The sequence below is a fragment of the Streptomyces sp. NPDC048643 genome (assembly GCF_040650615.1).
GTDB lineage: Bacteria > Actinomycetota > Actinomycetes > Streptomycetales > Streptomycetaceae > Streptomyces.
Window position 1 is genome coordinate 68,924 of record NZ_JBEZHO010000045.1, and the last position, 6,092, is coordinate 75,015.

The 6,092-nt window shown below is 68.0% G+C and carries 7 protein-coding genes and 1 pseudogene; 6 read left to right on the top strand and 2 right to left on the bottom strand.

Translation table 11 applies throughout. The annotated features are described in order from the left end of the window. Positions 1–3: 3 nt before the first annotated feature. The gene (locus AB0C62_RS32440) at positions 4–927 is read left to right on the top strand and encodes a hypothetical protein (protein ID WP_362979304.1); all 924 of its coding nucleotides are present in this window, start codon (positions 4–6) and stop codon (positions 925–927) included. Positions 928–996: 69 nt separating this feature from the next. Here the strand turns inward: AB0C62_RS32440 and AB0C62_RS32445 are convergent, their stop codons facing one another. After that, on the bottom strand, positions 997–1,464 hold the full coding sequence (locus AB0C62_RS32445; RefSeq protein WP_362979284.1) for a hypothetical protein: 468 nt from the start codon (positions 1,462–1,464) through the stop codon (positions 997–999). A gap of 237 nt (positions 1,465–1,701) precedes the next feature. Between AB0C62_RS32445 and AB0C62_RS32450 the strand changes: the two genes are divergently transcribed. Beyond that, positions 1,702–2,055, top strand: a complete 354-nt coding sequence (locus tag AB0C62_RS32450) for an antibiotic biosynthesis monooxygenase (RefSeq protein ID WP_362979286.1) — start codon at positions 1,702–1,704, stop codon at positions 2,053–2,055. An 87-nt stretch (positions 2,056–2,142) separates the two neighbouring features. Here AB0C62_RS32450 and AB0C62_RS32455 read toward each other — a convergent pair whose 3' ends face one another. Then, on the bottom strand, positions 2,143–3,102 hold the full coding sequence (locus tag AB0C62_RS32455; RefSeq protein WP_362979288.1) for a DUF1152 domain-containing protein: 960 nt from the start codon (positions 3,100–3,102) through the stop codon (positions 2,143–2,145). Between the two features lie 232 nt (positions 3,103–3,334). Here AB0C62_RS32455 and AB0C62_RS32460 point away from each other — a divergent pair, with 232 nt between their 5' ends. The 4 genes and pseudogenes from AB0C62_RS32460 to AB0C62_RS32475 form a co-directional block, all read left to right on the top strand. Then, a complete protein-coding gene (locus AB0C62_RS32460; protein WP_362979290.1) occupies positions 3,335–3,652 on the top strand; it encodes a hypothetical protein in 318 nt (105 codons plus the stop codon). A 199-nt stretch (positions 3,653–3,851) separates the two neighbouring features. Next, the gene (locus AB0C62_RS32465; protein ID WP_362979292.1) at positions 3,852–4,430 is read left to right on the top strand and encodes a 1,4-alpha-glucan branching protein; all 579 of its coding nucleotides are present in this window, start codon (positions 3,852–3,854) and stop codon (positions 4,428–4,430) included. 919 nt (positions 4,431–5,349) lie between these two features. Beyond that, complete coding sequence (locus AB0C62_RS32470) at positions 5,350–5,736, top strand: ATP-binding protein (RefSeq protein ID WP_362979294.1); 387 nt, start codon at positions 5,350–5,352, stop codon at positions 5,734–5,736. Positions 5,737–5,883: 147 nt separating this feature from the next. Beyond that, positions 5,884–6,092: pseudogene (locus AB0C62_RS32475) on the top strand (RNA polymerase sigma factor SigF); the annotation flags it as partial.

The window sequence follows — 6,092 nt, forward strand, 5'->3', positions numbered from 1 at the left end:
CCCGTGGTGCAAAGGCACCATCAGGACCGGAACACCGGTCGTCACCGTCCCCTGGTCAGGCAGGGCCGACAGGTCGACGGTGTCGGCCTGTCCGCATGCGCGCCGGGCGGTTTCGCCGAGTACGTCGTCGTCCAGGAGTCGCTGACCATCCCGGTCCCGAACGGTCTGCCCGCAGACCTCGCGGCCCTCACCGAGCCCGTGGCGGTGGCCTGGCATGCGGTGAACCGCGCCGAGGTCACCCGTAAGGACGTCGCCATCGTCCTGGGCTGCGGTCCCGTGGGCCTCGCGGTCATCTCGGTGCTCAAGGCCCGCGGGGTGGGAACCGTGATCGCCAGTGACTACTCGGCGGGCCGCCGGGCGCCGGCTGCGCGGTGCGGCGCCGACACGGTCGTCGATCCGTCCGTCGAGTCGCCTTGGGAAATCGCCGGCTCCCGGCACGGATTCATGACCACCATGCCGGACGAGTACAACGCGGGCATCGACGCCATCGAAGGTCTGGCCCGCCTGTCCCTGCCCTGGTGGACCGCCTGGCGGGCCCTGGAGACGATCGGACTGACCCGCCCCAGGCGCCCCGCGGTCTTCGAATGCGCGGGAGTCCCCGGAATGCTGGACGGCATTCTGGCCGCCGCTCCCCTGCACTCACGCGTCGTCGTCGTCGGAGTCTGCATGGGTCCCGACACGATCCGCCCCTCGCTCGCCGCGAACAAGGAACTCGACCTGCGATTCGCCGTCGGCTACACACCCCTGGAGTTTCGGAACACCCTGCACGCGCTCGCGGACGGCACGCTGAACGCCGCCCCTCTCGTCACCGGCCGAGTAGGGCTGGCCGGCGTAGCGAATGCCTTCACGGCGTTGGCCGACCCCGAAGTCCACGCCAAGATCCTCATCGACCCCTCACTCGCCTCGGAGGGGGTCATGGTCAGGTGAAGCGATCCGCTGTTCCGCACGTGCGCTCCTCACGGAGGCCGGCAGGCGCACGGCACGCCGGCCTCCTGGTCAGTTGAGGATCGCGTAGGAGTGATCCGAAGGGTCGACCAGCGCTCGCAGGTGAGCGCCGACGTGCAGGTCGGTGCCCCCCGCACGACTCTGGGTCACTTCGAAGGGGGCAAGGCCCGCACCGCTGACGCGCATGACGACTTCGTAGACGTGACCCTCGTCCGACGAGACCAGGGTCAGGCCGATGATCTCCGCCGTTGCCCGGATACCGACAGACTCGAGGCGTCGGGTCGCCGCGCGGTTGCGTCCGGCCAGACGCCACACCGCGACGCCGGCCGGAATGCCCACAGCCGTGACGAGGGCACCGACGAGCGGAGCGACCCAGGAGTGTCCGAGAGACGCGGCCGCGATGGCCAGGACCACCGGTCCGCAGAGGAGTATCAGCGCGGCCACGCCCTTCATGAGCGCGGCGCCGACGCCGTTGAGGGTCGACACCTGGATCGGCTCTGCACCTCTGCTGGTGACCATCCTCGTAAATTAGCCGTCAGGTCTGGTCGGAGGCGACCGCACAGAGGCACCCGGGGATCTGCGGATCGGCTCCGGGAAGGCGGAGACGGCGTCCGGCGGGACCGCGCCGTCCCCGAACGGACGCGGCGTCTCGTTGCGGGAGGACTCGGCGGGCTTGGGTAAAGAGCGTGATCCCTTACGGATCCCGTTCGGGAAAGACGCTGGATCGTCGGGCGCGTCCCACCCTACGGTGGCGTCATGAGCGATCAATCGGAAGCGCCTGTCACGCCGGTCGAGGCGTATGAACCCCCCTACTACCTGGCTGTCTTCACGACGGTCCGGACCCAGGACCAGAACGGCTACGGCGAGACCAACGCCCGCATGGAAGAGCTGGTGAGAGACATCCCCGGGTACCTGGGGATGGACCACGCGCAGACTCCGGGCGAGCTGGGCATCACCGTCGCGTACTTCCGTGACGCCGACGCCCTCACGGAATGGCGATCCAACGCCGAGCACCGCGCGGCGCAACAGCGTGGACGAGCCGAGTGGTACCAGAACTACACGCTGCATGTGGCGAAAGTGGAGCGGAGCCACGGGTTCACTCGACCGTAGGCCTCCCCGCCCGACGCCAACAAACGCTGCCGGCGGTTCACCGGTCCACACCTCGACGGCCCACGCGCGACGTCCTGGGGGAAATCCCTAGTGTGGGAAGGCGCGCGGCGGGCGCGTCACCAGCGATTCGCGGAACTCGGCGATGCGCGCGTGGACTTGGCGCATCAGGTGGGTGTCTTCGATCCGGTCCAGGTAGAGGCAGCGGGCCGCCAGGCCCGGGAGGTCGAAGGCGAAGTACAGGGACATCAGCGGGTTCACGAACAACGCGCTGCCCCGGGTGCGTTCGGTGAACCGGACGTCACCGAACGAGCCGCGCACGGCTGCCGCGATGGATCCGTTGACGATGCTCGGATGTTCCGGGGTGTGCTGCTGAGCGTGCGCCACCGCGTCGAGGTAGAGCGCGCCCTCACGGGTGGCACGGGGTATCGAGAACGCGCCGAGGTACGCACCGTCGCGTTCCAGCGCGGCGATGTTCTCCAACACCTGCGTGTGGTTGACGCCGTGATACGCGTCGACACCGAACCCGACTGACACGACAAGGCGGGTGGTCACGTCGTCCAGGGCCGCCAGCGCCGCCACGCTGGCCAGGTCCTCCTCCGGAGTGCCGAGGCCGGCTTCGTCACCGCGCAGCAGTATGTCCGTGCCACCGTCGACGAGTACAACAGCATCGACGCGATGCAACTCGATCAGTGCTTGGTAGGCGGCGCGCAGCGGACGAACCCCGGTCTGGGGGAAGGCGTACACGGTGGAGGGGTAGTCGTGCTGATGCAGCCACTGGGCAAGGGTCCGCTCCGGAAAGTAGCTCTGATGCAACGAGGAGACAGGGGTGACGGCAGCCACGTCCGGTGCGACCCAGTCATCGATCGGGAGCCCCTCCAGTGCGCTGAAGGAGAGGTTGGCGAGGCACACCTGCTTGCCCTGGTGCAACAGAGAGAGCGCCAACGGCAGGCCGGAGTAGATGTCGAAACCGCCGCCCGCACCCGCGACGAGGATCCGTTCGGCATCGGCGAGGCGGGCGAAGAGCGGGTTGCGGTGGAGTGACGTCATGTCGATCATTGTCGCGGGACCCGGTACCGCGCACGCCCCAGGGTGACCTCCGCCGAACTCCGTCGCACCGCTGAACGGCCACTCGATCCCGGGTCGGCTGCTCCTGGCCGGTCACACAAGGCGATGAGCCGCCGATGACGCCACCTGTGTGATCCGCAGTCGCTACCGCAACCGAACCAGCCCCAGGAGTGGTCTGCAACGGTAGTCCGCAACGCACAGTGAGGAGAGAAACATGGCTCATTGGAGCAACGAGGCCCTGGGTTCCTGCGCCTTCGGTGCACACGAGACCGCTCTGCCGCGAGAGGACTCCTGGCCGAGTCCTGTCCAGCCCAGCAACGACGCCGATGTCTTCCTGCCGCCGCCCAATCCCGCACACCGGCTCCGCTACACCCTCGACCCGCAGGACCAGCGGCGACTGGCCTTGCACGCGGCACTCACCGCTGCAGGAATCCCGCCCATGCCCGAGGACCGCGCCGCCATCGACCAGATCAGCGCCCTGCCGCCGGCAGTCAACACGGTCCTCCAGCGTTGGCTGCACCACGTCCTGTAGGCGCATGGCCAGCCCTCGGCGATGAGGACGTGTGGCTTGCACTTGTCGGCAGACTCTTCTGCCCGACGGAGCAGGTCACGTACAACGGCCGGGCTCGCTCGGCCGGCTCACTGCTCATCCGGAGTCACAACCGACTCCGATAGGTTCGAACCCATCCCCGTTGAAGGACCGGTCCAGACCTACGCGTGAGGGAACTCGCATGGCCACCATTCACCGAACCACCATGTCGCCCACCAAGCTGGAGCTGCTCGCCGACTGGCTTCCGAAGCAGAGCTGGTATCTGGGAAGCGCGGCGTCGCCGGAACTGGTCAAGGCCGGTGGCTTCCGTCTGGACGATCCGGATGGCGTGGTCGGGATCGAGTTCATGGTCGTGGTGGATGCCGCGCCGCAGGAGCCTGTGGCGTATCTGGTGCCGCTGAGCTACCGCGGTCAGCGCATGGAGGGCGCCCCTGGTAGGGCGCTGATCGGCACCTCCGAGCATGGGGTGCTCGGCACCCGGTGGATCTACGACGGAGTTCACGACCCGGTGGCCATGGCGCAGTTGCGCGCGCTCCTGCGCGGCGAGGCGACGGCGCAGCAGCAGAGTGAGAGCGACACTCCCGACCCGACCGTCACCGTCCAGGGGACTGGGCCCGACGACGGACTGAGCGTTCAGGTCAACCGCGTCCTGCGGCCGACGGGGGCCACGCAGACGCCGTCCCTGGGCCTTGTCGCCGGGTGGACTTGGTCGGACGGAACGGCTGCGCGAGGCGTCTTCGCGAACGTCACGCCACGGTAGGGGCCCCGTCAGGGGAAGGCCGGCCCGCATACGTCTCTCACTCCTCACGCGAGCCGACGCCCTGCCGACGACGCGCGAGGAGGTCGGTTCCCCCGGCTCACGGGTCCGAACCAGGGGAACCTCAGCCGGTCGGTCCTCAAGCGAGCAAACGGCGAAGCGGCCGGCCTGCCTCCTGAGTGCCCCCTTTACCGACTCTCGAACTTCAGTCCCCGGATACAACCAGCGCAGGCCGTCCGCTCCAGGTCGTCTCGGCGGAGGGCTGACGTCCAGATGGTGGTCGCATCCACACGCTCGGCCGGGCCCAACAGAGCCGGGTCGAACCAGTCGTCCGCTGCCATCGCATCTCTCTGCGGAACGCGTGGAGGGGCCTTGGTGCCGTTGCGGCACCAAGGCCCCGAAGGAACTGCTACACCATCCGCCGGCTCTGATACTGCGCCGGCCCTCTGTTTCCGCGGGCCCGACCGGACTGCTGTCGGGAGCGCGGGGATCGCGCTTGCTCGACCGGAGACCACCTCACTATCGATGTCCTGCGGTACCCGGGCTCAGCCAATCCGCCCGGGCGATCCTGATGGCGCTCGGCTCCTCCGTTCTTTCCCTCTCGATCCAGCGCCCCCGGGAGGGCTGCTTGCGCTGGAGCTGAGCTACTGCGTGATGCTGGTACTACCTGTTGTTGCCTGTACCGCTGCCCGGCAATTCATGTCTGTCGGGCCTTGCCGATCTCGATTACGAGAGAAACCATAGCCACGTGATCAATCAATGTCTACCTCAGCCACGACAGATTTTCGCGCGTTCGACAGGGAGTAAGTCGACCTCGAACAACAGCGAAGAAGGGGCACGGTCGGGTTGGCGGGCTGTCGGCCAGGGCACAAGCACGGCACGCACAGCGGACGTTGAGCTGCACAGGCTTGGGGGGAATCCGATGGACACATTGAGCGTCGACGCCACACGCGACCGGTCCGCGGCATGCATTGCCGACGCGCGCGAGAGTGTCCGGTCCTTCATCGAGGGGCTCGGTCCCATCTCCGACGATGCGGCCGACACCGTGGTCCTGGTCGTCTCGGAACTCGTCACCAACGCCCTGCGCCACGGCGGCGGTGCCTACACCCTCGATCTGATCGCGCGCCCGGACAGCATCGAGGTGGCCGTGCACGACCACAGCCCGCAGGCACCTCGCATGCGCACCCCGGACCTGCATGGCGGCACCGGCGGCTTCGGCTGGCACATGGTCAACCATCTCGCCCGCACCACCACCGTGACCCGCCACCTCTCCGGCGGCAAGACCGTCAGCGCCCTCCTCGACCGGTAGTTCGGAAGCCTTGGGCACCAGGCTGACGGCCGGCGGACGCAGGGCGGAATGATTGCCTGGCATGCATGCCTCAACCGCGGGTACGCCGTCTCTGCCCGCGCAGGAGCAGGCGCCACATGAGGCTGGATCACGTAGGAGGGGACGAGCATGACAGTGACCGAGACGGCAGGGGCGCGGACCGTCGTGCTGCCGGAGATCAGCGACCCGTCGCAGGTCGCTCCGAAGGACGCCCGCGAGCTGTCGAAGCTCTTCTTCGACCAGCTCGCCGTACTGGAAGAGGGCACACCCGAGTACCAGTACGCGCGCAACACGCTCATCGAAATGAACATCACCCTCGTCCAGTTCGCGGCCTCACG

Excerpts from the sequence above, each read along its gene's own strand:
- AB0C62_RS32455 (WP_362979288.1), bottom strand. The coding sequence starts at position 3,102 with ATGACGTCACTCCACCGCAACCCGCTCTTCGCCCGCCTCGCCGATGCC.
- AB0C62_RS32465 (WP_362979292.1), top strand. The coding sequence starts at position 3,852 with ATGGCCACCATTCACCGAACCACCATGTCGCCCACCAAGCTGGAGCTG.
- AB0C62_RS32450 (WP_362979286.1), top strand. The coding sequence starts at position 1,702 with ATGAGCGATCAATCGGAAGCGCCTGTCACGCCGGTCGAGGCGTATGAA.
- AB0C62_RS32445 (WP_362979284.1), bottom strand. The coding sequence starts at position 1,464 with ATGGTCACCAGCAGAGGTGCAGAGCCGATCCAGGTGTCGACCCTCAAC.
- AB0C62_RS32460 (WP_362979290.1), top strand. The coding sequence starts at position 3,335 with ATGGCTCATTGGAGCAACGAGGCCCTGGGTTCCTGCGCCTTCGGTGCA.
- AB0C62_RS32470 (WP_362979294.1), top strand. The coding sequence starts at position 5,350 with ATGGACACATTGAGCGTCGACGCCACACGCGACCGGTCCGCGGCATGC.